Genomic DNA, 25,034 nt, shown 5'->3' with positions numbered 1-25,034 from the left:
CGCTCCTTGACCTGGGATCGCGGCTCGGAAATGGCGGGGCACAAGCGCTTCACGTTGGCGACCGACATCCAGGTCTACTTCTGCGACCCGCACCATCCATGGCAACGGGGCACCAACGAGAACACGAACGGGTTACTCAGGCAGTACCTTCCCAAAGGCCTGGATCTGTCGGGCTACTCACAGGAGAGCTTGGATGCGATTGCAAGGCAGTTGAACCAGCGTCCCAGGAAGACGCTGGGGTTCAGAACACCTGCTGAAATGTTTGATGAGTGTGTTGCGTTGACCGGTTGAATCCACCATACATATCGGACGATTCCGAATCACGCTGGCGAACTGCCCGCTCCCGCTCCAAGCGCTTCCTATGATGCGCCCGCATCTCCTTTGAAATCATTGGCATGCGCGGCTTGCTTTGCCGTGCGGCGCATTCAGGACAGGAAACGGCAACGTGATGGGCACAAGGAAACAGGCAGGCCGGAGCCTGCGGGCAAGGCAACTGCAATTGCGGTTGCGGCTGCAATTGCTGAAGGCAATGCGGCATGGATGAGCGTGCCACTCTCACCTTCACGCTGCGCGGCCTCGATGACCGCGACGCCAGGCTGTTCCGCTCCTTCGTGCGGCCGGTGGACCACCGCACGCAGCACCGCTGGGAATGGACGGAATCCTCGGCCGACCTGGTGGTACTGCATGACGGCGTGCACGAGCCGCCGTCCAGCCGGGTGACGCTGCGCGTGGGCCGCCAGCCCCAGAGCACCCGCCCCACGGGTGACTACCTGAGCCTGCCCCTGCGCGCCGACGCGGTGGAGGACTGCCTCAATGCCATGGGCCTGCGCGCCCTGGCCGTGCGCCAAACGGCATCCGGGCAACGCATGGTGGTGGCACCCCACCCGGCAGCGGCGACCGACATGCTGGTGCAGCTGCTGCGCTGGCCCCCCCAGCGGCTGCTGACAAGCGCGCACCACATGCGCCTGGCCACGTTGATGACGGGCCGGCCGACCACCTTGCAGGCGCTGTGCCGGCGCTCGGGCCTTGCGCCGGAGATCTGCGCGGCCTTCCTGAACCGCCTCGATGCCATCGGCCTGCTGCGCTGGACCGCCGCGGCACCCCGCAGCAGCGCTGCCCCGGGTCCTGCCCAGGGCATTCTCGACCGCATCCGCCAGCGGCTGGCCCAATTGACGAGAGCCTCCGTGCATGAGTGAGCTGAAGATCCTGATTTGCGGAACCGCGGGCGCGGGCAAGACCACCGCCATACGCGCCATCAGCGAGATCGCTCCGGTAAGCACCGACGTGCGCAACACCGATGCGGCAGTGGACAAGGCCCTGACCACCGCCGGCATGGACTACGGAGAACTCACCCTGGACAACGGCGAAAAACTGCACCTGTACGGCACGCCGGGCCAGGAGCGCTTCGACTTCATGTGGAACATCCTCTCGCACGGCGCGCTGGAGGTGATCCTGCTGATCGACAACAGTCGGCCCGACCCACTGGGCGACCTGGATACCTACATCAATGCCCTGTCCGCCACGCTGCGCACCACGGCCTGCGTGGTGGCCGTGTGCCGCATGGACCGGCATGGCCGGCCCGACCTCGAAGGATTTGCCCTGCACCTGCAGTCGCGTGGCCTGCTATGCCCGGTGGTGCCGGCCGATGTGCGCTAGCGCGCGCAGGTGGTGGCACTGATCGAGTTGCTGCTGCTGCAGATCGAAGCCCTGTCGCAGGACAGCCCCCATGCAGAATGACCCCGCCCTGAAGGCGCGCGCCCACCGCGAGGGACTGTTCCTCTACCTGGTGCTCGACAGGGCCAAGGCCCATCTCGCACTGGCGCGGTGCAAGGTGCAGGACGTGGAAGGCGTGCTGGTGGTCTGAAACGGCGGCCAGTTAGCACGTAGCGCCGCCTTGATGGACCCTCACACAACCGGGCCTTCTCAGAACCGCTCGGCGCACAGCGCCTGCCACTGCAGGATCTCGATCTCGCCGCGCTGCACCCGGATGAGGCCGCGCGCCTGCAGGCCCTGCAGCAGCACGTTGGTGGTCTGGCGCGAGATCGACAGCATGCGCGCCAGCTGCTCCTGCGTGATATCCAGGCGCGGCCGGGCCGGCACATCGTCCAGCCGCTCGCCGTAGCCGCGCGCCATGGCCACCAGGCGGCGCGCCAGCCGCTGGGGAGCAGGCAGCAGAGCCAGATCCTCCAGCGCCGCGAAGGCCGCCCGCATGCGCCCCGACATCAGCACGCCCAGGTCATGCCAGTGCGCGGGATGCTGCTGCAGCCAGTCCAGCAGCGGCTGGCGTGGCACCTGCAGCACCTCGCTGGGCTCCATGGCGTGGGCATCATGGGTGCGCGGCGAACCGTCGAACAGCGCGATCTCGCCAAACCAGGTGGCCGGTCCCATGCGCGTGAGCAGGGCCTCGCGCGCCTGCTCGCTCTGGCCGCCCACACCGGAGAAACCGACGCTGCCGCGGACCACGGCGAACAGCCCGCCCTCCAGCGCATCGCCGCGCAGGAACAGGGCTTCGCCCGCCTCCAGGCGGCGGGGCTGGGCCAGGGCCAGCAGCAAATCGGCAAACTGCGGCGCCAATGCGCTGAACCAGCGGCCGGCGCGCAGCGTGGGCAGGTAGGAAGAGGCGAGGGAAGCTTGCATGGAAAGGGATGTCGGGTGGCTGACAGACACAGCCGGCGGGCCTGCGTATTTTCGCCGCTGACATCGAACACATGCCAGGAGACCTTCCCATGCAAGCCTCACACCCCCTGCCCCGCGCGCTGGCGCGCCCTTGCCGCCTGCTGGCCTGCCTGGCCGCCGCCGCCCTGCTGAGCGCCTGCGCAGGCAGCAGCCTGCCGGTCTCCGACATGGCCCGGCCACAGGCAGCCAGCGCGGCCACGCGCGCGGCCCAGCAGGCTGCGCTGGCGCAGCAGCCTCAGGATGACGCCCAGGCCATGGAGGACGCGCAACGCGGCCTGATCGCCTCGGCGGATGCGCTGGTGGTGCGCAATGCCCAGGGCCGGCCCATCTGGGGCATGCAGGCCTATGCATTCCTGCAGCAGGACCAGGCGCCCGACACCGTGCACCCCGCGCTGTGGCGCCAGGCACAGCGCAACCGCGTCAGCGGCCTGTTCCAGGTGACGGACGGGCTCTACCAGGTGCGCGGCCTGGACCTGTCGAACATGAGCATCATCGAGGGCGAGACCGGCCTGATCGTGGTCGATCCGCTGATGTACACCGAGACCGCCCAGGCCGCCATGGATCTGTACTACCAGCACCGACCGCGCAAGCCCGTGGTGGCCGTCGTCTACTCGCACAGCCATGTGGACCATTTCGGCGGCGTGCGCGGCGTGGTGCGCCAGGAAGAGGTGGATGCTGGCCGCGTGCAGGTCATCGCCCCGGCGGGCTTCATGGCCGAGGCCGTGGGCGAGAACGTGATCGCCGGCCATGCCATGGGCCGGCGCGCGCTCTACCAGTTCGGCATGCTGCTGCCGCGCGATGCCAGGGGACAGGTGGACGCAGGGCTGGGCAAGGCGGGTGCGCCCGGCACCATGGGGCTGATCGCGCCCACGCGCTTGATCGACAAGCCGCGCGAGACCCTGCGCATCGACGGCGTGGACATCGAATTCACGCTCACGCCCGGGGCCGAGGCGCCGGCCGAGATGATCATGTACTACCCCCAGCTCAAGGTGCTGAACATGGCCGAGATCGCCGTGCACACCCAGCACAACCTGCTGCCGCTGCGCGGCGCCCAGGTGCGCGATGCGCTGGGCTGGTCGCGCCACCTGAACGACGCCCTGCACGCCTATGGCGGCCAGGCACAGATCCTGATCGCCCAGCACCACTGGCCGGTCTGGGGCCAGCCCCGGCTGCAGCGCATGCTGGCCAGCCAGCGCGACACCTACAAATACCTGCACGACCAGACCGTGCGCCTCATGAACCACGGCTATGTGGGCTCGGAGATCGCCGAGATGCTGAAGATGCCCGAATCCCTGGCCCGCGACGGCGCCACACATGCCTTCTACGGCCACCTGCGCCACAACATACGCGCCATCTACCAGCACTACCTGGGCTACTACGAAGGCAACCCGGCCCAGCTGGAGGCGCTGCCGCCCGTGCCCGCGGCGCGCAAGACCGTGGAATACATGGGTGGCGCCGACGCCGTGCTGCGCCGTGCGCAGGCCGACTACGAGCGCGGCGAATACCGCTGGGTGGCGCAGATCGCCTCGCAGCTGGTCTTTGCCGACCCGGCCAACCAGGCCGCGCGCCGCCTGGCCGCCAATGCCTATGAACAGCTGGGCTACCAGATGGAATCGGCCACGGCCCGCAACGCCTTCCTGCAGGGCGCGGCGGAGCTGCGCCAGGGCGTGCCCCAACTGCCCAGGCCCGGCAGCGCCGCGCGCGACCTGGTGCGCAGCCTGCCGCTGGAGATGTTCTTCGACTACCTGGGCGTGCGGCTGGACGCCGGCAAGGCCGCAGGCCAGCGCATCGTGCTCAACTGGACCTTCACCGACACCGGCGAGCAGCGCAGCCTGAACCTGGAGAACAGCGCCCTCACCCAGAGCCCGGGCCTTGCGCCCGCCGCCCACGCGAGCCTGCGCCTGACGCGCGCCACGCTGGACGCCATTGCAGGCCAGGAGACCACGATGGCCGAGGCCATCAAGAGCGGCCAGCTGCGCATCGAGGGCGACGCCTCCAAGGTGACGGCGCTCATGTCCATGCTGGACCGCTTCGACAGCGTGTTCCCCATCGTGGAGCCACGCCCCGAGCGGGCCGCTCAGTAGCCGTGCTGGGCGCGGAAGTCGCGCGCCTTGCCGAAGTGCCCGTTGCCGATGAAGGGCACGGGCGGGCGCAGCGCCGACAGAGGCGAGGGATGGTTGCTGGTCAGCACCAGATGGCCCCGGTCGGCCGGAATGAAGGCGCGCTTGGACTGCGCATGGCTGCCCCAGAGCATGAAGACCACGGGGCGCTTGCCCTGGGCGATGTGTCGGATCACCGCATCGGTCAGCAGCTCCCAGCCCTTGCCCGAGTGGCTGGCCGCCTGGCCTTCCTCCACCGTGAGACAGGTGTTGAGCAGCAGCACGCCGTTCCTGGCCCACTTGACCAGGCTGCCGCCCGGGTTGGGGAACGGCGGGAAGGGCACGCCCAGGTCACGCTGCATCTCCTTGAAGATGTTCTGCAGCGAGGGCGGCATGCGCACGCCCGGCGCCACCGAGAACGACAGGCCTTCGGCCTGCCCCCGGCCGTGGTAGGGGTCCTGCCCCAGGATGACCACGCGCACCTCATCGGGCGGTGTCAGCTCCAGCGCGCGCAGCGGCTGGGGCGGAAAGATCACCGCGCCGGCTTCCAGGCGCTGGTGCAGAAAGGTCAGCAGCTGCTGGCCCGTGGCACCCGCGAAGAAGTCCTCGACCAGGGGCTGCCAGTCGGGCGCAACGGGCCAGTCGGCGGGATCGGCGGATTGGAGTTGGTCGGCTTGCGCCGGGGCGATTGCGTCGTCTTGAAGGGCCATGGCGGATGGGGGCACCGCCGCCACATGCCGAGGCAGCAGCCTCCCTCAAAAAAGTACAGCTGAAATGCATGGGCGCAAGCGCCATGCCTGTTGGATCACGGCAAGCATACCTTTCCCTGCGGCGGGGAGGTACGTCCGCCTCCAATGGTTCCCCAAAGACAGACAATGGTTACACGGAAAAACATACGAAAAACCTTGAGTCAGCCCAATGCTTTACCTAGAATTTCGTGTAAATGACCGCAAACTGCACTCTACAACTGCACCACTGCAGCGCCTGGCACGACGTCGCGAGCGTGGACCTGCGCGGGCAGCAAGGAGAAGGCTGGAAGGCCAGCACCTACTCGGGCTATACCGTGGACTGGGCGGTCCAGCATGCGGGCGCCACCGATGCCCGCGCCCTTTGTGCCCGTTGGCCTGTGGGGCTGGAGCCCCTGCAGCAGGTGCATTGGCCAGTCTTTCTGATCGACATGCTGCCTCAAGGCTTTGGTCGGCGCGAGCTGCTGCAACGCCTGGGCCAATCTCCCCTGGCAGGTGCGGTTGCCGACTGGCAGTTGCTGCTGGCCGGGGCAGGTAACCCCATAGGAAACCTGCGCGTCAAGGAAGCGGCGCAATGGCTGGGCAACCATGGGGGAGGCATGCGCGGGTTCACCGACGAGGAGGTTGCGCAACGCGGCGACGAGTTCTCCGAGTACCTTGCCTCGCATGGCCTGTTTGTTGCCGGGTCCTCCGGGATACAAGGCGAGTGGCCCAAGGTGCTGCTGACACGCGCCCAGGATGGTCTGCTGTACCTGGACCACACCCTTGCGGACGAGCAGGCGGTGCAGCACTACATCGTCAAGTTCGGACGCGGCACCGACCCGCAGCTGGCCTGCATCCTCAGGCATGAGGCTACCTATATGCGTCTGGCCGCCGATCTGGGACTGCGGGTGCATGCACCGCTGGAGTTGCACCAGCGTGCGCTGTTCATACGACGGTTTGACCGGCAGGTGCGCCGGGGCGCGGTCACGCGACTGGCGCAGGAAAGCATTGCCACGCTGACCGGCATGCCAGGCTTCGAAGCCGTGCCCGACCATGACACGGTCTGCCTGGAGCTGATGCGGCACTGCAGCCACCCGCAGCAGGAAGTGCTCGAATACATCAAACGCGACATTGCCAACCTGGCCCTGGGCAACAAGGACAACCACGCGCGCAACACCGCCGTGCAGCGCGGTTTCGATGGCCGCATCGCGCTCACGCCCCTGTACGACTTTGCGCCCATGTATCTCCACCCGGACGGCATTGCCCGACGCATCCGCTGGCGGGATGAACAGGGCGGCCGGCCCGATTGGGGCCGTGTGCTGGATAGCGTCTGTGCGCTGGCCGCGCAGCTCCCTCGAAAACGCCGGGGCACGCAGTCGGATCCGTTGCAGCGCGATCCACTGGTGAAAGGCCTCAAGGCCATGATTCCCGCGCTGGAGCGCATCGCCGCAGACGGTCTGGCGCTAGGGCTGGAGCCCGAGGTTCTCGGCCACCTGCGTCCCGCCCTCCTGGCACGTGCGCAGGAGCTCGCTGCGCTGCGCTGAAGACCATGGACAAGCGTTTCACCCCCATTCCCATTGCCCAGCAGCTGGAGCTGCGCAGGCAGGCTATTGACGATGTGCTGGCCCACCCCGAATGGTCTTTGCCGCAGGCCGTGCGGCATCTGAAGAAGACCATGCGGCTGACCACGGCCGAGATGGCCAAGCTTTGCGGCGTTTCCTATAGAACGCTGCAGGACATCGAGCAGGAGCGCAGCGAAGGCAGCGTGCAGACCATGAACCGCATCTTGGCCATGCTGGGGCTCAAGCTCGGGGTGGTGCGCATCGTGCGGACCCCGGATTCACCGGCCGGCCCGCACAACGACGCGTCTTAGGCAAACAGCTTGGCCAGCGCCTCCCCCGGCTCCTTGGCGCGCATGAAGGCCTCGCCCACCAGGAAGCCGTGGATACCGGCATCGCGCATGGCCTTGACGTCCTCGCGGCTGCCGATGCCCGACTCGGTGACCAGCAGGCGGTCGGCGGGCACGTTCTTTTGCAGGTCCAGCGTGGTCTGGATGCTGACCTCGAAGCTGCGCAGGTTGCGGTTGTTGATGCCCACCAGCGGGGTCTTGAGGCGCAGGGCGCGGTCCAGCTCGGCGCCGTCGTGCACCTCGACCAGCACGGCCATGTCCAGGCTGTGGGCGATCTGTTCCATCTCGGCCATCTGCGCGTCGTCCAGGCAGGCGGCGATCAGCAGCACGCAGTCGGCGCCCATGGCCCGCGATTCGTAGATCTGGTAGGGATCGACCATGAAGTCCTTGCGCAGCACGGGCAGGTGGCAGCTGGCGCGCGCCTGCTTGAGATAGTCCACGCTGCCCTGGAAGAACTGCTTGTCGGTCAGCACCGAGAGGCAGGCGGCGCTGACGCCCTTGCCGTCGCCATCGGCATAGCTTTGCGCGATGTCGGCGGGGATGAAGTCCTCGCGGATCACGCCCTTGCTGGGGCTGGCCTTCTTGATCTCGGCGATCACGCCGGCCTGGCCGGCGGCGATCTTGGCGCGCAGCGCGCCCACGAAGTCGCGCGTGAGCACGCGGCTTTCGGCGTCGCGGCGCATGTCCGCGAAGGGCATGCGCTTCTGGGCGGCCGCCACTTCCTGCACTTTCACGTCGCAGATTTGCTTGAGGATGTCGGACACGTTGCTTTCCTTGGTTTCTTGTATTCGGTGGTCGATGGGGGCTGCGCGGCTCAGGCCGTCAGCCGGGCCGTGTAGGCCACGAGTTCGTTGAGCTTGGCCAGGGCAGCGCCGCTGTCCAGCGCCGCCTGGGCGCGGGCCATGCCGTCCTCGATGCTGGAGGCCACGTTGGCCGCATACAGGGCGGCACCCGCGTTCAGGCAGACGATGTCGCGCGCGGCACTCTTTTCGCCATGGAGCACGCCCAGCAGCATGGCCTTGGATTCCTCGGGATTGTCCACCTTGAAGGCGCGCGTGCCCACCATGCGCAGGCCGAAGTCCTCGGGATGGATCTCGTACTCGCGCACCACGCCGTCCTTGAGCTCGCCCACCAGGGTGCCCGCGCCCAGGCTGATCTCGTCCAGGCCGTCGCGGCCATAGACCACGATGGCGTGCTCGGCGCCCAGGCGCTGCAGCGCGCGCACCTGGATGCCGACCAGGTCCTCGTGGAACACGCCCATGAGGATGTTGGGCGCGCTGGCCGGATTGGTCAGCGGGCCCAGGATGTTGAAGATGGTGCGCACGCCCAGCTCCTTGCGCACGGGCGCCACGTTCTTCATGGCCGGGTGGTGGTTGGGCGCGAACATGAAGCCGATGCCCACGTCGGCGATGCTGCGCGCGATCTGCTCGGGGCTGAGCTGGATGTTGACGCCCAGCGCCTCCATGGCGTCGGCGCTGCCGCTCTTGCTGCTGACGCTGCGCCCGCCGTGCTTGCTGACCTTGCCGCCCGCCGCCGCGATCACGAAGATGGAGCAGGTGGAGATGTTGAAGGTGTTGGCGCCGTCGCCGCCCGTGCCCACGATGTCCACCAGGTGGCGCTTGTCCTCCACATGGACCTTGTTGGAGAACTCGCGCATGACCTCGGCCGCGGCCGTGATCTCGCCGATGGTCTCCTTCTTCACGCGCAGGCCGGTGACGATGGCCGCCGTCATCACGGGCGACAGCTCGCCGCGCATGATCAGGCGCATCAGGTGCAGCATCTCGTCGTGGAAGATTTCGCGGTGCTCGATGGTGCGCTGCAGCGCTTCCTGGGGGGTGATCTGGGTCATTGCGGTGTCTCGGTTGGGTGCCGGCCTGCTCAGGCCTTCTGTTCCAGGAAATTCTTGAGCATGGCATGGCCATGCTCGGTGAGGATGCTCTCGGGGTGGAATTGCACGCCCTCGATGGCCAGGCTGGTGTGGCGCACGCCCTGGATCTCGCCGTCCTCGCTGGTGGCCGTGATCTCCAGGCATTCGGGCAGGCTGGAGCGCGCGATGGCCAGCGAGTGGTAGCGGTTGACCGTGAACTGCTCGGGCAGGTCGGCGAACACGCCCTTGCGGTCGGTGGTGATGACGCTGGTCTTGCCATGCATCTGCTGGCCCGCGCGCACGATGTCGCCGCCGAAGGCCGCGCCAATGCTCTGGTGGCCCAGGCACACGCCCAGGATGGGCAGGCGGCCCGCGAAGTGCTGGATGGCCGCCACAGAAATACCGGCCTCGGCCGGCGAGCAGGGGCCGGGCGAGATCACCAGGCGGTCGATCTTCTCGCGCTCGACCAGGGCGATCACCTCGTCCAGCGTGGCCTCGTCATTGCGCACCACGGTGACATCGGCACCCAGCTCGCCGAAGTACTGGACGATGTTGTAGGTGAAGCTGTCGTAGTTGTCGATCATCAGCAGTCTGGTCATACCGGCTCCTGGGTCTCAAAGGGAAAAACGGGTGGCACGGGCATGCCGCAGCGAAGGCTGGCGCGGGAATGCGCGCAATGCTGCCTGGGTCTGGAAGGGGGAATCTGAGGGCATCTGGGCAATCTCCTGGGTTCTGGGAGCCGCCGTGCCGGGGAGCCATCTGCTGAGTGAGCCTTGCTGCCGTCACGGCGGCAAGGTGCGGTACGCAACCGCGACGACGTGCCGCTTCCTTATTGGAAGCGCCACCACTGTGCAACGATGATCGAAACGGGCGTACCGTTCATGGCTGTCTTGGATCGAGAGTTCAGGTGTCTGGAAGACGGGAATGCAGCAGGCTGCATGGCGAAGCATGCTAACACAGGGTCCGCGCAGCGTGGCGGGACGACCCTGCAGGCGCCTCACTTCAAGAAATCCGGCCGGTCGAACTTCTGCTTCAAAAAGCGCCCGTTGGCCAGCAGCGCCTGCGCATCGCTGGCCGCCACATGGGCCACCACCTGCTGCATCTGCCCGGCCAGCAGCGCCAGCTGCTCGGTCAGCAGCTGCCTGGCCGTCTTGCCGTCCTGCACGGGCTGGGTGACACGGAACAGCGGCGGCAGCGCCGCATAGTGCGACAGCGTGGCGGGCAGGTACTGCAGCACCGTCTCGCGCACGGTGAACAGGCCGTCGTTGAAGACCGGGCCGGCCTCGGCCAGCGAGGGCAGCACCTCGTGCACCGAGCCGCGCACGCTGTCCAGGTGCTTTTGCATCTCGGGCGTGAGCATCGGGCGGGCCTTTTGCACCAGCTCGTCGATGCGTTCGCGGATGTCCTCGGCGCTCCAGTGCTGCTGCAGCGCCCGCTCGAAGCTGGCGCCCGCGGGCTGCAGGGCCCAGCCCAGCAGCAGGCCCGCGACGTACAGGCCCAGCGTGATCCAGCCCCAGCCGCCGCCGATCACGCCGGCAAACAGCAGCACCGGCCCCAGCAGGGCCAGCGCCAGGCCGGCGAGGTTGCCGTTGCCATAGAAGAAAAGCTGCAGGCGGCGCATCAGGCGGGTCCGATCGGTGGCGGCGCTGTCACTGGTAGCCCCGGATTTCCTTGAACACCAGCGGCAGTCCGCTCTTGCCGGTGTTGCGCGCATCGAAGGCGCGCCCGCCCGTCAGCGCGGCCAGGGCCTGCATTTCGCCGGACTGCGCCTCGCCAAAGATGATGGGAAAGACGCGCACCAGCGGCGCGCCGCCGTCGCGCGCCATGCGCTGCTCGCGCTCGAATGCGGCCCAGTCGCGGCCCGCCGTGTTGGCGCCATCGGTCAGCAGCACGATGCTGACGAAGCGCTCGGGATCGGCCCGCAGTTCCTGGCGTGCCTGCTGCTGGGCCAGCGTGAGCGCGTCGTAGATGGCCGTGCCGCCGTCGGCCACCAGGCTGTCGGCATAGGCCAGCACCTGGGCGCTTGCGGCCTGCAGGTCGCCCGCCGCGAACTGCACGCGCGCGGGCTGGCCGACCAGGCCCGAGAACGGAATCAGCAGCACGCGCTCGCGCGCCTGGAAGGCGGCGTAGCGCTGGCTGGCGGCCGATGCCTCGGCGCCGGACAGCAGCTTGAGCGCCTCCTTCATCTGCGCCAGCCGCGCACCCTTCATGGAGCCGCTCACGTCCAGCACGAAGATGCTGGTGGCCGGGCGGCGCAGATCGCTCTGGTAGGCCGAGAGCACGGCATCGATCACCTCCAGCCGGTTCGGAAAGCTCAACTCCACCACGGGCGCCGTGGGCAGCGCCTGGCTGGCCTGTGCCTCGGGGCTGGCGGGGCGCAGCTGGGCCTGGCGCAGCGGCTGGCCCTGGAAGGCGGGGGCCTTGAACTGGGCGACCAGCCGGTCATAGTCTGCGCGCCGCGCAGCGTTGAGCAGCATCAGCGGATAGTCGGCCGAGATCACGCCGTCGCGCGGGTAGACCAGAGTGAGCCGGTCGGCGGCGGGCAGCTTCTCGTTCAGGCGCAGGATCACGGCCTCGTAGTTGACCAGCGCATCGACGGCGCCGGGCTCGCGCTCGAAGGCCTCGGCCAGCCAGCCGGAGCTGCCGGCGGTGAGCTTCTGGCCCGACAGGAAGTCCTTGAGCACCTTGGCATTGACTTCCCTGGCGTCCAGGTCCTCGGTCTTGCCGGCCACGGCCGAGGCCACGGCGAACAGCGCGCTCATGCCGGTGTTGGAACTGGCCGGATTGGTCATGCCGTAGCGCAGCCGGCCCTGGGCGGCAGCGCGTGCGATGTCGGCCCAGGTGGGCGGGGCCTTGTCCCAGCCCAGCTTGTGCAGCACGGGGACCTTAACGCCCAGGGCCACGCGCGAGTAGAAAAGCTTTTCGCGCGCCAGCGGCTTGTTCGCCAGCGCCAGCGCGGGATAGGCGCCATTGGGCGGCAGGATGGCGTCGTACTGCTCGCCCGCATTGATGCGCTCGACCATCTCCAGCGTGCCTGCATAGCTGAGCTTGAGCGGCACGCCCGCCGCCGTGGCGGCCTGCTCCAGCGCGGGCGCCACGTCCTTGAGTTCGGAGCCGGCCAGCACGGTGAACGCACCCTGGGGACCGGCGGGCGCATCGGCCTTTGCGGCGGCCTGCGGCGCGGGTTCGGGCGACTTGCCGCAGCCGGCCAGGACCAGCGCAAGGCCCAGCAGCCACCAGGCCGCCAGGCGCCGGAACATGCTCACAGCACCACCTCGCCGGCGGGCGCCTGCAGCGCCTCGCGCACGTCCTCGCGGCGGCTCTTTTCAAGATAGGCGCGGGACTTGTCCACCTCCTGCGACAGCGTGTCCACCGTGGTCTGCATGGAGGCCAGGGCCTTGACCTTGAAGTCGGCCATGGCGTCCATGGTCTGGTAGATGTTGCCGAAGGCCTGCTGCAGCCTGGCGATGTCGATGGTGCTGCCGGCCGCCTGCTCGTGGATCTTCCCGCTTTGCTCGCGCAGCAGCTCGCTGGTGCCGGCGATCAGGTTGCCCGTGGTGGTGTTCAGCGCCGTGATCTGGTCCAGCACCAGCTTCTGGTTGGCCAGCGCCTGCGCCACGATGACGGCCGTGCGCAGGGCAGAGACCGTGGTGGTGGTCGCGCGGTCCACGCCCTTGGCCAGTTCGAGGTTGTTCTTGCGCACCAGGTCCAGCGCCAGGTAGCCCTGCACGTTCACCGCCATCTGGGTGAGCAGGTCGGTGACCTTCTGGCGTGCGTAGAACAGCATGTCCTCGCGCACCACGCGCGCCTTTTCAGGGTCGCTGGCGTCCAGCTGCGCCGCCTTGACCTCCAGCGCCGCGTCCAGCTTCTTGCCAATGTGGATGTATTTCTCCAGCCGCTCCATCAGGCCCCACAGGTTGGCCTTTTCCTGCTCGATGGCGGCGTTGTCGCGCAGCAGCTCGTCCTTGCCGCGCTTGAGGCTGTCGATGATGGCGTTCAGGTGGCTCTGGCTGGACTGGAACTTGTCGAAGTAGTCCACCAGCCTGTTGCCCATGGGGATCAGGCCCAGCAGCTTGCGCGGCTTGAACAGGTCATCCTGGCGCGAGGGGTCCAGCGCCTCCACCTGGCGGCGCAGGTCGATCAGGCCCTGGCCGATCTGGCTGCCCTGGTCGAACAGGCCGTTGTTCAGCGTCTTGACGGGGCGCTCCAGCATGCGGTTGGAGACGGCCGCAGCGGCCTGCACCTCCTTGTTGCCCATGCCGTGGATGCGCTCGACCGCGCCCTTGAAGGCGGGCGACTGGCTGTCGTTGGCGGTGATGTCGTCGATGAACTGCGCCACCTGCGCGTCCAGCTGCTGCACTTCCTCGGCCTTCAGGCGGACCTTGCCGCTGGCCGACTCGATGGGCACGGGCAGGGCGGGCGCGGGCGGCTCCAGCACGAAATCCTGCTCCTGTGCAGGCACGGCCACGGCGGCGCTGGCCGTGGTGGTCTGGGGGGTGTTGCTCATCGGTTGCTCCTGGAACGTTCGGTCATTTGAAGCGCTGCTCCATGTCCACGATCATTCGCTCCAGCCACTCCTGGCTGGGCGGTTCGATCACCTCCACCAGCTGCGCGGGCGCCAGCACGCCCTGCCCGGCCCAGCGCTCGGGCCCGTGCGTGTCGCCGCCGGTGCGAAAGCCGTATTCCTGCGCCAATGCGCGCAGTTGCGGATCGGATTCGAGAAGCTGGCCCACGCGATCGCCCGCAGGCGTGTAGGGCACGAGCACATGCTTGGAATACAGCGTGGGCTGCGGGTAGAGCATCACCATCTCGCCGCTCCTGCGCTGCGGGTGGCGCAGCAGGAACTCCACCAGCTGCGATTCATAGGCCACCAGCAGCGGCGCCTTGCCCATGCCCAGGGCCAGGTAGTCCTCGAACGGCCCGGCCGACGAGCTTTCCTGGAAGCCCTGGCGCAGGAACAGCGGCGCCACCTGCGGCATCACGCGCTCCAGGTCGGCCGGGCTTTGCACCACCTGCTGGCCGTTGAGCACATAGCTGGCCAGCGCCAGGTACATGGCCGCGCTGTTGGAGCTGCGCACATCGGTGCTGGCGGGCAGCACGGCCTTGCCGGTGGCAAAGGCGCCGGAGGCCTTCAGGTCACGCCAGCGCGTGCCCTTGCCGGCCATGGCCAGCAGGGCGGGAAGATCGGTCACGTAAAAGAAGTCGCCCTGCTTTTGCGCAACGCCGTTGGCGATCAGGATCTCGGCAATGGGCCGCCAGCTGGCGAACACGATGGGCGTGTAGAACGGCGTGTAGACCGTGGCGGCCCTGGCCGCCGCCTTGAGCTGGGCCGCAGCCGGCGCCCCCGAGGGAAAGCCGAAGTCGTACTGCTTGGGGTCGTAGCTGTTGGCAATGCTGCGCGAGCCGGCCTTTTGCACCGTCACCGTCACGCCGTGGCGCGCCAGCACGTCGCGCACGCGCTCGTCCTGGAAGAAGGCTTCCTTCTCGGAGCCGATCAGGCCGCGTGCCGTCACGGACTGCTGCTGCGCCCGCTGCGCCTGGCGGTCCTGCACCAGGGCCGTGCGCGAGTACCAGACGCCGCCACCCACGGCCGCCAGCAGCAGCGCCGCCAGCCCCGCCGCCAAAGCACGGCGCGCGTTCATTGAGTGGCTCCGCCCTGGATGACGGCAAGATGAAATTCGGTCATGAACGCGCGGGCCGTTGTCATGTCTTGTTCAAAAAAACTTCTTATACGGAAGTTTTGTGACACAACGACGACACACGGCCCGGCCCGCGCCGCGACTACCTCAACGCGACTATCTCAGCGCGACTACCTCAACGCGAGTTGCTCAGTGAAGCTGCGCCCACCGGGCGTTTCGCGGTGCTGCTGGGTGCGGTGCTCCACCAGCTGGTCCCACGTCTGCATCTGGCGCTCCTGCGTCTTGCGCAGCGCGCCGGTGACCTGCTTGCCGGCTGTCTCGATCAGCGTGGTGATGGTGCGGCTGTCCTGCACCTTGGTCAGGTCATAGTTGCCCGACTGCAAATCCAGCATGCTGCGGTTGCGCGCCTTTTTGGACTCGGCGTTCAGGGACTCGGTCACCACCTGGGCGATCGACTCGCCCTCCCTGCCGCGGGACTGCCGGGTGGTCTTCTGGCCCACCTGGTACTCGGCGCGGCCGATTTCGGTCACGGCGCCGAATTCATTGGTGTTCTCGAAATCACCGCTGAAGCTGGCCTGGAAATCGGCCAGACCGCTTTGCAGGGACTGCACGGAACGCTCCAGCCCGGAGAGCGCGACGATGGCGCCCGGCGCGGCCGGCGCCTGCGCGTTGTGCAGCTGACTGAAGGCACTCTTGAACATGTCCACCAGCGCCGCATCCGCACGGCCGCGCTGCGCGGCGGCATCAAAGCGCTTCAGATGCTGGTCCAGCGCGGCCTGGCGCTGCGACGCGCTGGCGCCTGCGGGCGCGTCGGACTCCAGGTTGACGGCCAGCTCGCCCGCCGCGCCCTTCATCGCCACCGATCTGCCATCGGGACCCACATGCAGGCTGAACGAGGACAGGGGCTGCGAAGGCTTGGGGTTCTTGATGTCCAGGTCCAGGCCGGACAGCACGCTGCGGTCGAAGTCCATCAGCTTGCCCAGTTCCAGCTGGGGTTTGCCCGGCTTTCCCAGGCCTTCCAGCGCTTCGTCCAGCCCGTCGGCCAGCTGGGCAATGGCCGCGCTCTCGGCCTGGCTCAAGGTGCCGGAACTCTTGACCTCGACCCGCAGCCCGCTGCTGCTGCCCGCTTCGCTGCCGTCGTTCGTGGCAATCCGCAGCTCCACGGTCTGGCCCGATTGCGTGCGGATCTTCAGGCTCACGGTGGCAGCGCCCACGGACACATCGCTCAGTGCGGACTTGTCCAGGGCCTGCGCATCCGCGCTGCCTGCGACGGAGTCGGCCGCCGTGGGCGCCTGGTACTCCGCCACCGTCTGTTGGTAGTCCGACGGCGTGGCCGCAAAGCGCGACAGCAGGGCGCCGCCCAGGCCGCGCCAGCGGTCGGCCAGGCTGGCCGACGGGCCCAGGCCCAGGTTGCGCGCCATCAGGGTGCTGATGTCGTCCCTGTCTTGCGAGGCCCAGGCCCGGGTCAGCCTGAACTGCCCCGGTTCCACGGGCTGCGGCTTGGCATAGATGACGCTGGACCCTGTGGACTGGCCCAGCGTGACCTGCGTGCCCGGGTCGGCGGGTGCAGCGGCTGCCGTGGTCGCTGACGACCTCACGGACACCGTGGGCCGCATGCCCGCTGCGCTGGCGGCAAAGCTGGCGCCGGTGGATGAAATGCTGGTCATGGATTGATCGTCTTCCTTCGGTCTTGTCTTGACTGAATGGCGGCCCCAGGCCTTTGCAGGCAGGGGATTTTCTCTGTCCACGGACCATCGGCAGATTTCCGGTTTTCTTTACCTCCCATGCACCAATATGGTGTGAATACCTTGTATTCATTGAAATCCGGCCAATACAGGGAATGCTCGGCTGTTGGCGCAAAAAGACACCATTGCTCTACTGGGCACAGCAACCGGCGGCAAGCGGCATTCTCCCCGTGAGGCAGCCCTCTTTGACCTGAGTCAAGACTATGGAGTGAACTGCATCGATATAACGAAACGGCATCGCCAAAATCGGTCGCTGCAGTGCAACATAGATAGAATGAAAAAGACCAGGAGACGATATTGGCATGCAAACCTTTGATTTGCATGCATCAAAACAAGCTATCAAAAGCTTCGTAGTCACAGGAAATACAAAAATTCGCCGTGGCGCATATGTCGGCAATGCCGCGCCATGGCCCCGTGATTCCTGACGAAGCCGCCCCAAGGCGGCCTGTTTCCCGGCAGACCTTCTGATCTGGAGCATTCGAGATGACGCTATTGCCTGGCAAAAAAGGCCTGATCGTCGGCATCGCCAACCGCGACAGCATTGCCTGGGCCTGTGCCCGGGCCATGCATGCGGCGGGCGCCGAGATCGGCGCGACCTGGCAGAACGACAAGGCCCGGGCGCATGTGGAGCCCCTGCTCGACGAGATCGGTGCCGAGCTGCGCATGCCGCTGGACGTGGGCGACGACGAGCAGATGCGCGCGCTGTTCGATGCCGCCGCCGTGCGCTGGGGCCGGCTGGACTTCGTGCTGCACGCCGTGGCCTACGCCCCGCGCGCGGACCTGCAGGGCCGCGTGGTGGACAGCTCCCGCGAGGGCTTTGCGCTGGCCATGGACATCTCCTGCCACTCCTTCATCCGCATGGCCCACCTGGCCGAGCCGCTGATGGCCGCCAGCGGCGGCAGCCTCATGACGCTGAGCTACCTGGGCGCCAGCGAGGTCATGCCGCACTACGGAATCATGGGCCCGGTCAAGGCCGCGCTGGAGTCCACCACGCGCTACCTGGCGGCCGAGCTCGGCCCCTCGCGCATCCGCGTCAATGCCGTCTCGCCCGGGCCCATCGCCACGCGCGCGGCCTCGGGCATTGCCGCGTTCGATGAACTCGTGGCCGACAGCGTGCGCCGCTCGCCCATTGCCGGCGAATTGCAGCCCGACGACGTGGGGCCGCTGTGCGCCTTCCTGGCCTCGGACGGGGCGCGCGCCATCACGGGCTGCACGCTGTATGTCGATGGCGGCCACCACATCCTCAACTAGCGGCTGCCGCACCGGCACCCCGCAGCACTGCAGATGACCCTCCCATTCCCCCGAACCGCCGCCGCCGCGCTGGCAGCCGCACTGGCCGCCGCCCTGGCGGGATGTGCCTCCCTGGCGCCGCCGCACGAGCCGCCGCCCCTGCCCACGCCCGAGGCCTGGCCTGCCCATCTGCAGGCGGGCGCCCAGGGTGTCGCCGCCGCCGGCCTGCCCTGGCGCGAGTACTTCACCGACCCCGTGCTGCGCCAGCTGATCGCCACCGCGCTGGAGCACAACCGCGACCTGCGCGTGGCCGCGCTGCGCGCCGAAGAGGCGCGCGCGGCCTTCCAGATCCAGCGCTCCGAGCTGTTCCCGGCCATTGGCGTGGGCGGCCAGGCTGCACGGGCGCGCGTGCCTGGCGATCTCAACCTCTCGGGCCGCTCCGTGGTCAGCGGCGAGTACCGCGCCGAGGTCGGCTTCAGCAGCTGGGAGCTGGACCTGTGGGGCCGCGTGCGCAGCCTCAAGGACGCGGCCCTGCAGACCTGGCTGGCCAGCGATGCGGGCCGCCACGCGGTGCAGACCGCGCTGATCGCCCAGGTGGCCGACGGCTACCTGGGCCTGCGCGAGCTGGACGAGCGCGTGGCCATTGCGCGCGAGACGCTGGCCACGCGCCAGGAATCCTTTCGCATCTTCACGCGCCGCGAGGCCGTGGGCGCCAGCTCGCGCCTTCAACTGGCCCAGGTCCAGACCCTGCTGACCCAGGCGCAGGCCCTGCTGGCCCAGCTGGAGCTGGCACGCGCGCAGCAGCTGCATGCCCTGGCCCAGCTGGTCGGCGCCCACCCGGGCCCGCTGCCCGCCGCCGCACCCTTTGACGACGCCCTGGTGCTGGCCGAGCTGCGGCCGGGCCTGCCCTCGGAACTGCTCACGGCGCGGCCCGACATTGCCGCGGCCGAGCACCAGCTGCGCGCGGCCCGGGCCCAGATCGGCGCGGCGCGCGCCGCCTTCTTCCCGCGCATTGCGCTCACGGCCCGCTGGGGCACGGCCAGCGCCGAACTCGACGGCCTGTTCGACGGCGGCAGCCGCGCCTGGGCCTTCGTGCCCACGGTGTCCCTGCCCATCTTCGACGGCGGCCGGCGCCGCGCCAACCTGGAGCTGGGCGAGATCCGCAGCGACATGGCCGTGGCCCAGTACGAGAAAGCCATACAGACCGCCTTCCGCGAGGTGGCCGACGGCCTGGCCGCGCGCCGCTGGCTGTCCGAACAGATCACCGTGCAGCGCACCGCCGTGCAGGCCCAGGCCGAGCGCGCGCGGCTGGCGCAGCTGCGCTACGACAACGGCTCGGCCGCCTACCTGGAGGTGCTGGACGCCCAGCGCGACCTGCTGGCCGCACGCCAGCAGCTGGTGCAGGCGCGGCGCGCCCTGCTGTCCAGCCAGGTGGGCCTGTATGCCGCCCTGGGCGGCGGCAGCGGCGCGGAACCTGCCGCGCTGCCCGCCACCGTGCCGGCCACGCCTGCCGATCCCCCGAATTCCTGAAGCCTCCGGACCCGCCCATGGACAAGAACACCTCTCTGAAGAACAAGATCGTGCCGATCGCCGCCGTGGCGGTCCTGGCCCTCGTGGCCTGGTGGGCCTGGAAGACCTTCACGCCCAAGGGCCCGGGCGAGGGCTTCGTCGGCAGCAACGGCCGGGTCGAGGCCACCGAGATCGACATCTCCACCAAGCTGCCCGGCCGCGTGGAGGAAATCCTGGTGCGCGAGGGCGACTTCGTGCAGGCCGGCCAGCCCGTGGCGCGCATGCAGATCGACACCCTGCGCGCGCAGCGCCAGGAAGCCGACGCCATGCGCCAGCAGGCCGAGCACAGCGTGGCCGCGGCCGAGGCCCAGGTCACCCTGCGCCGCAGCGACCTGGCCGCCGCCCAGGCCCTGATCGTGCAGCGCGAGACCGAGGTGGACGCCGCGCAGCGCCGCTTCAAGCGCTCGGAAACGCTGGCGCGCGAGGGTGCCTCCTCGGTGCAGGAGCTCGATGACGACCGCGCCCGCGTGCGCGGCAGCGAGGCTGCGCTGGCCGCCACGCGCGCCCAGGCCGCCGCTGCCCAGGCCGCCGTGAAGGCGGCCGAGGCCCAGGTGGTCGGCGTGCGCTCCCAGGTGCAGGCGGCCACGGCCACGGTGGCGCGCGTGCAGGCCGACATCGACGACGGCGTGCTCAAGGCCCCGCGCGATGGCCGCGTGCAGCTGCGCGTGGCCCAGCCCGGCGAGGTGCTGGGCGCAGGCGGGCGCGTGCTCAACCTGCTGGACCTGTCCGATGTCTACATGACCTTCTTCGTGCCCGAGACCGCCGCCGGGCGCATCGCCCTGGGCAGCGAGGTGCGCCTGGTGCTGGACGCCGCGCCCGAGTACGTGATCCCGGCCCGCGTCTCCTTCGTCGCCAGCCAGGCCCAGTTCACGCCCAAGACCGTGGAGACCGCCAGCGAGCGCCAGAAGCTGATGTTCCGCGTGCGCGCCCAGATCCCGCCGGAGCTGCTGCGCCGCCATCTGGAACAGGTCAAGACCGGCGTGCCCGGCATGGCCTGGCTGCGCACCGATGCCAGCCATGAGTGGCCCGCCAACCTGGCCATCAAGCTGCCAGCCCAGCCCGCGCAATGAGCGAGAGCACGACGCCCCACGCCAGCGGCTGGGTCGTGCGCCTGAAGGGCGTGCACCAGCGCTATGGCCAGGTCGAGGCGCTGGCGGGCATCGACCTGGACATTCCCGAAGGCCGCATGGTCGGCCTGATCGGGCCGGACGGCGTGGGCAAGTCCAGCCTCATGGCGCTGATCTCCGGGGCGCGCAAGATCCAGGAAGGCAGCGTCGAGGTGCTGGGCGGCGACATGGCCCAGCGCCGGCACCGCGAGGCCGTCTGCCCGCGCGTGGCCTACATGCCGCAGGGCCTGGGGCGCAACCTCTATCCCACGCTGTCGGTGGAGGAGAACCTGCAGTTCTTCGCGCGCCTGTTCGGCCATGACGCGGCCGAGCGGCGCCGGCGCATCGACGACCTCACCCAGGCCACGGGCCTGCGCAAATTCCTGGAGCGGCCAGCCGGCAAGCTGTCGGGCGGCATGAAGCAGAAGCTGGGCCTGTGCTGCGCGCTGATCCACGACCCCGACCTGCTCATTCTTGACGAGCCCACCACGGGCGTGGACCCGCTGGCGCGCGCCCAGTTCTGGGACCTGATCGCGCGCATCCGCCGCCAGCGCCCCGGCATGAGCGTGCTGGTGGCCACGGCCTACATGGACGAGGCCCAGCGCTTCGACTGGCTGGTGGCCATGGACGAGGGCCGCGTGCTGGCCACGGGCACGCCGGCCGAGCTGCTGCAGCGCACGGGCAGCCGCTCGCTGGAAGAGGCCTTCATCGCCCTGCTGCCCGAAGAGAAAAAGCGCGGCCATGCGCCCGTGACCATCGCCCCCCTGCCCGAGGGCGGCGAGGACGACATCGCCATCGAGGCCAGGGACCTGACCATGCGATTTGGCGACTTCGTCGCCGTGGACCATGTGTCCTTCCGCATCCGCCGCGGCGAGATCTTCGGCTTCCTGGGCTCCAACGGCTGCGGCAAGAGCACCACCATGAAGATGCTGACCGGCCTGCTGCCGGCCAGCGAGGGCCAGGCCTGGCTGTTCGGCCAGCCCGTGGACCCGCGCGACATCGACACGCGCCGCCGCGTGGGCTACATGACCCAGGCGTTCTCGCTGTACGGCGAGCTGACCGTGCACCAGAACCTGGTGCTGCATGCGCGCCTGTTCGGCGTGCCCGAGGCGGACATTCCCGCGCGCGTGTCCGAGATGCTGCAGCGCTTCGACCTGCAGGCCGCGCAGCACAGCCTGCCGGCCGCCCTGCCGCTGGGCATGCGCCAGCGCCTGTCGCTGGCCGTGGCCATGGTGCACAAGCCCGAGCTGCTCATCCTGGACGAGCCCACCTCGGGCGTGGACCCCGTGGCGCGCGACGGCTTCTGGCGCCTGCTGGTGGAGCTGTCGCGGCGCGACCGCGTGACCATCTTCATCTCCACCCACTTCATGAACGAGGCCGAGCGCTGCGACCGCATGTCCATGATGCATGCGGGCAAGGTGCTGGACAGCGACACGCCCGCGCGCCTGGTGGCCAAGCGCGGCGCGGCCACGCTGGAGGAAGCCTTCATCGGCTACCTGGTCGAGGCCGGTGGCGGCGAGGCCCCGGCCGCCGAGGAACCGGCCGCGCCTGCCGCCCCCGCTGCCGTGGAAACGCACACTGCGCGCCGCCGCCATTTCAGCGCCCAGCGCATGCTCAGCTATGTCTGGCGCGAAGCGCTGGAGCTGCAGCGCGACCCGGTGCGCGCCACGCTGGCCCTGGTGGGCTCGCTGATCCTGATGTTCGTGATGGGCTACGGCATCAGCCTGGACGTGGAGGACCTGCGCTTTGCCGTGCTGGACCGCGACCAGACCACCATCAGCCGCAGCTATGCGATGAGCCTGTCGGGCTCGCGCTACTTCATCGAGCAGCCGCCGCTGACCGACTACGACGCACTGGACCGCCGCATGCGCAGCGGCGAGCTGACCCTGGCCATCGAGATCCCCCCGGGCTTTGCGCGCGATGTGCTGCGCGGCGGCTCCGTGCAGGTGGGCGCCTGGTTCGACGGCGCCATGCCCACGCGCGCCGAGACCGTGCGCGGCTACCTGCAGGGCATCCACCAGCACTGGCTGACCGAGCAGGCGCGCGAGCGCCTGGGCGTGGCGCCGGCCGGCCTCATCGACATCCAGACGCGCTTTCGCTACAACCCCGACGTGCGCAGCCTGCCGGCCATGGTGCCGGCCGTCATGCCCCTGCTGCTGCTGCTTTTGCCGGCCATGCTGACGGCGCTGGCCGTGGTGCGCGAGAAGGAAAGCGGCTCCATCACCAACCTCTACGTCACGCCGGTCACGCGCACCGAATTCCTGCTGGGCAAGCAACTGCCCTATGTGGTGCTGGCCATGCTGAACTTCCTGCTGATGTGCCTGATGGCCGTCACCCTGTTCGGCGTGCCCGTGACGGGCAGCTTTGCCACGCTGGCCCTGGCGGCGCTGATCTTCAGCGGCGCCTCCACGGGCTTCGGCCTGCTGGCCTCCACGCTGACGCGCAGCCAGATCGCCTCGATGTTCCTGGTGCTGATCGGCACGCTGATCCCCACCACGCAGTTCGCAGGCCTGGTCGACCCCGTGTCCTCGCTGGAGGGCGTGGGCCGCGCCATCGGCGAGGTCTATCCGGCCAGCCACATGATCGCCATCAGCCGCGGCGTGTTCAGCAAGGCGCTGGGATTTCGGGAGCTGGCCGGCTCGTTCGGGCCGCTGCTGCTGTCCGTGCCGGCGATCCTGGGCCTGGCCATTGCGCTGACCAGAAAGCAGGAGAGCTGACATGCGCACCCGCCTTTTCTCCAACATCTACCGGCTGGGCGTCAAGGAGCTGTGGAGCCTGTGGCGCGACCCCGTGCTGCTGGTGCTCATCGCCTATGTGTTCACGGTCTCCATCTACACGGCGGCCACGGCCATGCCCGAGAGCCTGCACAACGCGCCCATCGCCATCGTGGACGAGGACGGCTCGCCGCTGTCGCAGCGCATCGCGGGCGCCTTCTATCCGCCGCAGTTCGCGCCGCCGGCCATGATCGACCGCACGCAGATGGACCCGGGCATGGACTCGGGCACCTACACCTTCGTGCTCAACATCCCGCCCAACTTCCAGCGCGACGTGCTGGCGGGCCGCGCGCCCGAGCTGCAGCTGAACGTGGACGCCACGCGCATGAGCCAGGCCTTCACGGGCAACAGCTATGTGCAGCAGATCGTCTCGGCCGAGGTCAGCGAGTTCGTGCGGCGCTTTCGGGGCGCCACCGCCCTGCCCGTGGACCTGGTGGTGCGCGCGCGCTTCAATCCCGCGCTGGACAAGGTCTGGTTCGGCGGGCTGATGCAGATCATCAACAACGTGACCATGCTGTCCATCATCCTCACGGGCGCGGCGCTGATCCGCGAGCGCGAGCACGGCACGGTGGAGCACCTGCTGGTCATGCCGGTGACACCGACCGAGATCATGCTGGCCAAGATATGGTCCATGGGACTGGTCGTGCTGGTCACCGCCTTTGCCTCGCTCAACCTCGTGGTGCGCGGCGCCCTGGGCGTTCCCATCGAAGGCTCTCAGCCGCTGTTCCTGGCAGGGGCCGCGCTGTGCCTGTTCGCCACAACGTCGCTGGGGATCTTCCTTGCCACGCTGGCGCGCAACATGCCACAGTTCGGCATGCTGCTGGTGCTCGTGCTGCTGCCGCTGCAGCTGCTGTCGGGCGCCATGACGCCGCGCGAAAGCATGCCGCAGCTGGTGCAGACCATCATGCTGGCCGCGCCGACCACCCACTTTGTCGAGCTGTCGCAGGCCATCCTCTACCGCGGAGCGGGGCTGGACGTGGTCTGGAAGCCCTTTCTCGCACTGGCCGCCATCGGCTCCGTGCTGTTCGCCCTCACGCTCGCCCGCTTTCGCAAGACCATCGGCCAGATGGCCTGAGTTTCGTTCCGCCGCCAAGGCATCTTTCCACGTCAACCAGCAAGGAGTTCCATATGAGCGCACAGACCATTCCCCTCCATCTGCTCAAGGCCCAGCTCGAACTGCAGCTGCACCTGAGCCGGCTGCTGCAGGAAAGCGGCCAGCAATGGCTGGAACATGCCGCACGCAACGGCCCCGAGCGCATCGCCGAGACCGGCAACGAGATCGAGGGCGTGCAGCAGACCAGCAGCTGGCAGGAGCTGGCCACCCTGCCCGCCCAGGCCTTCTGGCGCCACGCCCACCTGCGCATGGGCCATGCCCAGGCCCTGGCCCAGACGGCCATGGCCAGCCAGATGACCCTGGCCCAGGGCGTGCAGCAGGCCGTGCACGACTGGCAGCAGCAGGTGGCAGCCACGCTGAGCGGCGGCGCCCAGGGCGCGGCCGACACTGCCGTGCCCTGGAGCGACCTGCTGGCGCGCTGGACCTCGGCCGTGCAGTCCATGGCCCAGTCCGTGACCCCATCCGTCACCCCGCCCGACCATGCGGCGCAGCAGCCCATTGCAGCGGCTGCCGCCGAAACGGCCCGGGACGCTGCCGCCCACGGCTGAAGAGCCCAGGGACTGACACAAGCCGCACGG

The 25,034-nt window shown here is 68.7% G+C and carries 23 protein-coding genes and 1 pseudogene; 14 read left to right on the top strand and 10 right to left on the bottom strand.

What is annotated here, in order from left to right:
- The 4 genes and pseudogenes from HFGMBDPB_RS14970 to HFGMBDPB_RS14955 form a co-directional block, all read left to right on the top strand.
- Nucleotides 1–291: IS30 family transposase (locus HFGMBDPB_RS14970; RefSeq protein WP_160856081.1), on the top strand; the 291-nt coding region annotated here is incomplete at its 5' end.
- A gap of 245 nt (nt 292–536) precedes the next feature.
- Nucleotides 537–1,196, top strand: coding sequence for a hypothetical protein (locus HFGMBDPB_RS14965; RefSeq protein WP_212645662.1), 660 nt, complete (start codon nt 537–539; stop codon nt 1,194–1,196).
- Nucleotides 1,189–1,737 (top strand): annotated as a pseudogene (locus tag HFGMBDPB_RS14960) (GTP-binding protein). The gene HFGMBDPB_RS14965 and the pseudogene HFGMBDPB_RS14960 overlap by 8 nt, the downstream one beginning before the upstream one ends.
- Nucleotides 1,727–1,864 (top strand): hypothetical protein, encoded by a 138-nt coding sequence (locus tag HFGMBDPB_RS14955; RefSeq protein WP_017405883.1) that lies wholly within the window; start codon nt 1,727–1,729, stop codon nt 1,862–1,864. Before HFGMBDPB_RS14960 ends, HFGMBDPB_RS14955 begins: the two are co-directional and overlap by 11 nt.
- A 59-nt stretch (nt 1,865–1,923) precedes the next feature.
- On the opposite strand, the gene HFGMBDPB_RS14950 is transcribed toward HFGMBDPB_RS14955, so the two are convergent.
- The gene (locus HFGMBDPB_RS14950) at nt 1,924–2,637 is read right to left on the bottom strand and encodes a Crp/Fnr family transcriptional regulator (protein ID WP_212645661.1); all 714 of its coding nucleotides are present in this window, start codon (nt 2,635–2,637) and stop codon (nt 1,924–1,926) included.
- A gap of 89 nt (nt 2,638–2,726) precedes the next feature.
- Between HFGMBDPB_RS14950 and HFGMBDPB_RS14945 the strand changes: the two genes are divergently transcribed.
- Nucleotides 2,727–4,760, top strand: coding sequence for an alkyl/aryl-sulfatase (locus HFGMBDPB_RS14945; RefSeq protein WP_212645660.1), 2,034 nt, complete (start codon nt 2,727–2,729; stop codon nt 4,758–4,760).
- On the opposite strand, the gene HFGMBDPB_RS14940 is transcribed toward HFGMBDPB_RS14945, so the two are convergent.
- Nucleotides 4,754–5,485, bottom strand: coding sequence for a uracil-DNA glycosylase (locus tag HFGMBDPB_RS14940; RefSeq protein ID WP_212645659.1), 732 nt, complete (start codon nt 5,483–5,485; stop codon nt 4,754–4,756). The genes HFGMBDPB_RS14945 and HFGMBDPB_RS14940 overlap by 7 nt on opposite strands.
- 233 nt (nt 5,486–5,718) lie before the next feature.
- Here HFGMBDPB_RS14940 and HFGMBDPB_RS14935 point away from each other — a divergent pair, with 233 nt between their 5' ends.
- Both HFGMBDPB_RS14935 and HFGMBDPB_RS14930 read left to right on the top strand, forming a co-directional pair.
- On the top strand, nt 5,719–7,047 hold the full coding sequence (locus HFGMBDPB_RS14935) for a type II toxin-antitoxin system HipA family toxin (RefSeq protein WP_212645658.1): 1,329 nt from the start codon (nt 5,719–5,721) through the stop codon (nt 7,045–7,047).
- A gap of 5 nt (nt 7,048–7,052) precedes the next feature.
- A complete protein-coding gene (locus tag HFGMBDPB_RS14930; RefSeq protein WP_016449541.1) occupies nt 7,053–7,376 on the top strand; it encodes a helix-turn-helix domain-containing protein in 324 nt (107 codons plus the stop codon).
- Here the strand turns inward: HFGMBDPB_RS14930 and trpC are convergent.
- The 8 genes from trpC to HFGMBDPB_RS14890 form a co-directional block, all read right to left on the bottom strand.
- Complete coding sequence (gene trpC / locus HFGMBDPB_RS14925; protein ID WP_016449540.1) at nt 7,373–8,176, bottom strand: indole-3-glycerol phosphate synthase TrpC; 804 nt, start codon at nt 8,174–8,176, stop codon at nt 7,373–7,375. The two genes, HFGMBDPB_RS14930 and trpC, sit on opposite strands and share 4 nt — an antisense overlap.
- Nucleotides 8,177–8,226: 50 nt before the next feature.
- Nucleotides 8,227–9,261, bottom strand: coding sequence for an anthranilate phosphoribosyltransferase (gene trpD / locus HFGMBDPB_RS14920; protein ID WP_013804671.1), 1,035 nt, complete (start codon nt 9,259–9,261; stop codon nt 8,227–8,229).
- Between the two features lie 29 nt (nt 9,262–9,290).
- Nucleotides 9,291–9,878 (bottom strand): anthranilate synthase component II, encoded by a 588-nt coding sequence (locus HFGMBDPB_RS14915; RefSeq protein WP_012202700.1) that lies wholly within the window; start codon nt 9,876–9,878, stop codon nt 9,291–9,293.
- Between the two features lie 398 nt (nt 9,879–10,276).
- A complete protein-coding gene (locus HFGMBDPB_RS14910; protein ID WP_016449539.1) occupies nt 10,277–10,900 on the bottom strand; it encodes a hypothetical protein in 624 nt (207 codons plus the stop codon).
- A gap of 28 nt (nt 10,901–10,928) precedes the next feature.
- The gene (locus HFGMBDPB_RS14905; RefSeq protein ID WP_212645657.1) at nt 10,929–12,539 is read right to left on the bottom strand and encodes a vWA domain-containing protein; all 1,611 of its coding nucleotides are present in this window, start codon (nt 12,537–12,539) and stop codon (nt 10,929–10,931) included.
- A 2-nt stretch (nt 12,540–12,541) separates the two neighbouring features.
- Nucleotides 12,542–13,786: a toxic anion resistance protein gene (locus HFGMBDPB_RS14900; RefSeq protein ID WP_212645656.1), complete on the bottom strand. Its 1,245-nt coding sequence runs from the start codon at nt 13,784–13,786 to the stop codon at nt 12,542–12,544.
- Nucleotides 13,787–13,808: 22 nt separating this feature from the next.
- The gene (locus tag HFGMBDPB_RS14895) at nt 13,809–14,921 is read right to left on the bottom strand and encodes a hypothetical protein (RefSeq protein WP_212645655.1); all 1,113 of its coding nucleotides are present in this window, start codon (nt 14,919–14,921) and stop codon (nt 13,809–13,811) included.
- Nucleotides 14,922–15,088: 167 nt separating this feature from the next.
- On the bottom strand, nt 15,089–16,585 hold the full coding sequence (locus HFGMBDPB_RS14890; protein WP_212645654.1) for a hypothetical protein: 1,497 nt from the start codon (nt 16,583–16,585) through the stop codon (nt 15,089–15,091).
- Nucleotides 16,586–16,965: 380 nt separating this feature from the next.
- Here HFGMBDPB_RS14890 and HFGMBDPB_RS29900 point away from each other — a divergent pair, with 380 nt between their 5' ends.
- Genes HFGMBDPB_RS29900 through HFGMBDPB_RS14860 form a run of 7 tightly spaced genes read left to right on the top strand, consistent with a single transcriptional unit; the run spans nt 16,966 to nt 25,004 of the window.
- Entirely contained in the window at nt 16,966–17,088 is a 123-nt protein-coding gene (locus tag HFGMBDPB_RS29900; protein WP_283248046.1) for a hypothetical protein, read from the top strand.
- Between the two features lie 58 nt (nt 17,089–17,146).
- Entirely contained in the window at nt 17,147–17,914 is a 768-nt protein-coding gene (gene fabI / locus HFGMBDPB_RS14885) for an enoyl-ACP reductase FabI (protein WP_212645653.1), read from the top strand.
- A gap of 33 nt (nt 17,915–17,947) precedes the next feature.
- A complete protein-coding gene (locus tag HFGMBDPB_RS14880) occupies nt 17,948–19,423 on the top strand; it encodes an efflux transporter outer membrane subunit (RefSeq protein ID WP_074923575.1) in 1,476 nt (491 codons plus the stop codon).
- A 17-nt stretch (nt 19,424–19,440) separates the two neighbouring features.
- The gene (locus tag HFGMBDPB_RS14875) at nt 19,441–20,532 is read left to right on the top strand and encodes an HlyD family secretion protein (protein ID WP_012202692.1); all 1,092 of its coding nucleotides are present in this window, start codon (nt 19,441–19,443) and stop codon (nt 20,530–20,532) included.
- Nucleotides 20,529–23,285 carry a ribosome-associated ATPase/putative transporter RbbA gene (rbbA, locus tag HFGMBDPB_RS14870; RefSeq protein ID WP_212645652.1) on the top strand — a complete coding sequence of 919 codons (2,757 nt, stop codon included), beginning with the start codon at nt 20,529–20,531 and terminating at the stop codon, nt 23,283–23,285. The genes HFGMBDPB_RS14875 and rbbA overlap by 4 nt, the downstream gene beginning before the upstream one ends.
- 1 nt (nt 23,286) lies before the next feature.
- Nucleotides 23,287–24,417 (top strand): ABC transporter permease, encoded by a 1,131-nt coding sequence (locus HFGMBDPB_RS14865; RefSeq protein ID WP_017405871.1) that lies wholly within the window; start codon nt 23,287–23,289, stop codon nt 24,415–24,417.
- A 53-nt stretch (nt 24,418–24,470) separates the two neighbouring features.
- Entirely contained in the window at nt 24,471–25,004 is a 534-nt protein-coding gene (locus tag HFGMBDPB_RS14860; protein ID WP_016453976.1) for a hypothetical protein, read from the top strand.
- Nucleotides 25,005–25,034: the final 30 nt, after the last annotated feature.

The organism is Delftia sp. PE138 (assembly GCF_018320755.1).
Lineage (GTDB): Bacteria > Pseudomonadota > Gammaproteobacteria > Burkholderiales > Burkholderiaceae_C > Comamonas > Comamonas tsuruhatensis.
Note: the sequence above shows the minus strand (reverse complement) of the source record. Positions and strands in the feature narration are given on the sequence as shown.

Coding starts and splice junctions, on each gene's coding strand:
- HFGMBDPB_RS14965 (WP_212645662.1), top strand. CDS start 537: ATGGATGAGCGTGCCACTCTCACCTTCACGCTGCGCGGCCTCGATGAC.
- HFGMBDPB_RS14955 (WP_017405883.1), top strand. CDS start 1,727: ATGCAGAATGACCCCGCCCTGAAGGCGCGCGCCCACCGCGAGGGACTG.
- HFGMBDPB_RS14950 (WP_212645661.1), bottom strand. CDS start 2,637: ATGCAAGCTTCCCTCGCCTCTTCCTACCTGCCCACGCTGCGCGCCGGC.
- HFGMBDPB_RS14945 (WP_212645660.1), top strand. CDS start 2,727: ATGCAAGCCTCACACCCCCTGCCCCGCGCGCTGGCGCGCCCTTGCCGC.
- HFGMBDPB_RS14940 (WP_212645659.1), bottom strand. CDS start 5,485: ATGGCCCTTCAAGACGACGCAATCGCCCCGGCGCAAGCCGACCAACTC.
- HFGMBDPB_RS14935 (WP_212645658.1), top strand. CDS start 5,719: ATGACCGCAAACTGCACTCTACAACTGCACCACTGCAGCGCCTGGCAC.
- HFGMBDPB_RS14930 (WP_016449541.1), top strand. CDS start 7,053: ATGGACAAGCGTTTCACCCCCATTCCCATTGCCCAGCAGCTGGAGCTG.
- trpD (WP_013804671.1), bottom strand. CDS start 9,261: ATGACCCAGATCACCCCCCAGGAAGCGCTGCAGCGCACCATCGAGCAC.
- HFGMBDPB_RS14915 (WP_012202700.1), bottom strand. CDS start 9,878: ATGACCAGACTGCTGATGATCGACAACTACGACAGCTTCACCTACAAC.
- HFGMBDPB_RS14910 (WP_016449539.1), bottom strand. CDS start 10,900: ATGCGCCGCCTGCAGCTTTTCTTCTATGGCAACGGCAACCTCGCCGGC.
- HFGMBDPB_RS14905 (WP_212645657.1), bottom strand. CDS start 12,539: ATGTTCCGGCGCCTGGCGGCCTGGTGGCTGCTGGGCCTTGCGCTGGTC.
- HFGMBDPB_RS14900 (WP_212645656.1), bottom strand. CDS start 13,786: ATGAGCAACACCCCCCAGACCACCACGGCCAGCGCCGCCGTGGCCGTG.
- HFGMBDPB_RS14895 (WP_212645655.1), bottom strand. CDS start 14,921: ATGAACGCGCGCCGTGCTTTGGCGGCGGGGCTGGCGGCGCTGCTGCTG.
- HFGMBDPB_RS14890 (WP_212645654.1), bottom strand. CDS start 16,585: ATGACCAGCATTTCATCCACCGGCGCCAGCTTTGCCGCCAGCGCAGCG.
- HFGMBDPB_RS29900 (WP_283248046.1), top strand. CDS start 16,966: ATGCAAACCTTTGATTTGCATGCATCAAAACAAGCTATCAAAAGCTTC.
- fabI (WP_212645653.1), top strand. CDS start 17,147: ATGACGCTATTGCCTGGCAAAAAAGGCCTGATCGTCGGCATCGCCAAC.
- HFGMBDPB_RS14880 (WP_074923575.1), top strand. CDS start 17,948: ATGACCCTCCCATTCCCCCGAACCGCCGCCGCCGCGCTGGCAGCCGCA.
- HFGMBDPB_RS14875 (WP_012202692.1), top strand. CDS start 19,441: ATGGACAAGAACACCTCTCTGAAGAACAAGATCGTGCCGATCGCCGCC.
- rbbA (WP_212645652.1), top strand. CDS start 20,529: ATGAGCGAGAGCACGACGCCCCACGCCAGCGGCTGGGTCGTGCGCCTG.
- HFGMBDPB_RS14865 (WP_017405871.1), top strand. CDS start 23,287: ATGCGCACCCGCCTTTTCTCCAACATCTACCGGCTGGGCGTCAAGGAG.
- HFGMBDPB_RS14860 (WP_016453976.1), top strand. CDS start 24,471: ATGAGCGCACAGACCATTCCCCTCCATCTGCTCAAGGCCCAGCTCGAA.